The 1192-nt window shown below is 51.0% G+C and carries 1 protein-coding gene; it reads left to right on the top strand.

What is annotated here, in order from left to right; genetic code table 11:
• Positions 1-878: 878 nt before the first annotated feature.
• Positions 879-1192, top strand: a 314-nt coding sequence (locus F1593_RS28050; RefSeq protein ID WP_149404847.1) for a hypothetical protein, incomplete at its 3' end; no start/stop codon positions are given.

The following is a 1192-nucleotide window of genomic DNA, read 5'->3' as shown; positions in this document are numbered from 1 at the left end:
GCGCAAGACGACGACAGATACTGGAAAGAACACGTCCATAGCCGGTCGCGGGGTCAGCGTGTCCCAGGACAAGTATGCGTGGTTTGAGCGCCATTTCTTTTCTCTCTTCTTCCATTTTTTTCCCTTTTCTTCGCCGCCTGATGATCTTTGCCTTTTTATGCTGGTAGACGGTCAGCGAAATTGGACGCTGTCACGGTGTGAAAAAGCCGTAGCCGCCACCGTTCTACGGTGGAGTGAAACGCACCTCTTCCCCCATGGTGACAGGGCTATTTAATTTTCCCTTTTTCCCGCCACCGGCGGGAAGGATGGGACTTGCAAGTTCTTGCGTGATATCCAAGAGATAGAGTCTCCCAATGCGTAAGAGGCTTTTATCTCGCCGATTCCCAACGCGCGCTTACATTCGTCTCGATTTGCTGCTCTTGCCACAGCCGGACTGATCCATAAAAGTGCGTTCCAGGCTTCTTCACCAGATCGGAGACTGGGCAAGTCGACAAGAGACGACCTTGCGGAGACCAATGCTCACAGGTATGGTCTCCGCAGATGCGAAAGAGGTAATGCCACTGGTACTTCTCATACAGCTTGACCATGGGAAAACAGCCAAAATCGCTATCACCAATAATAGTACAATCTGTCACTCCCAGTTAAGGTGAGATGCGCTTGAAGAGTTCCTCTCTCCCTTTTTTTTGTCATCAAAAAAGTGTCAGGGAGAGAAGTTGTTAGGGGCCACCACGGCTCTGTGGCCCTAGACCTAACTCGATCAGGACACGAGGCACTCGGATCTTCCCCGACCCATCCCATGACCGATCAGATTGGGTCTCTTTCCCTCTTGCATTTCCCTGCCTGCCGTTCTATCCTTTTAACAAAAAGGAGGAATTCCTATGCCATTCTCCGAAAACACATTCTCCGAAAATACTGCTGGTCGCAGCACGTCGACCGTTAATCCAAGCGAACTGTTCGCTCCTAATGAGGGCCCGAGCTCTCAATACTACCAGTCACACGAGGATCAGACCTCTCAATACTACCAGTCACACGAGGATCAGACCAGTGACCTATCAGGGCAAGGTCCCTATTCAGACAGCTTTTATCCACGAGATGCATTTCCTCATACCCCTGCTGATGTGCAAAGAGCCCTCTACCTGTCACACGAGGATGGGGATCAGACCAGTGACCTATCAGGGCAAGGTCCCTATTC

The sequence above is a fragment of the Dictyobacter arantiisoli genome (genome assembly GCF_008326305.1).
Lineage (GTDB): Bacteria > Chloroflexota > Ktedonobacteria > Ktedonobacterales > Ktedonobacteraceae > Dictyobacter > Dictyobacter arantiisoli.
The sequence above is the reverse complement of the archived record's forward strand: the minus strand, read 5'-3'. Positions and strand labels throughout refer to the sequence as shown.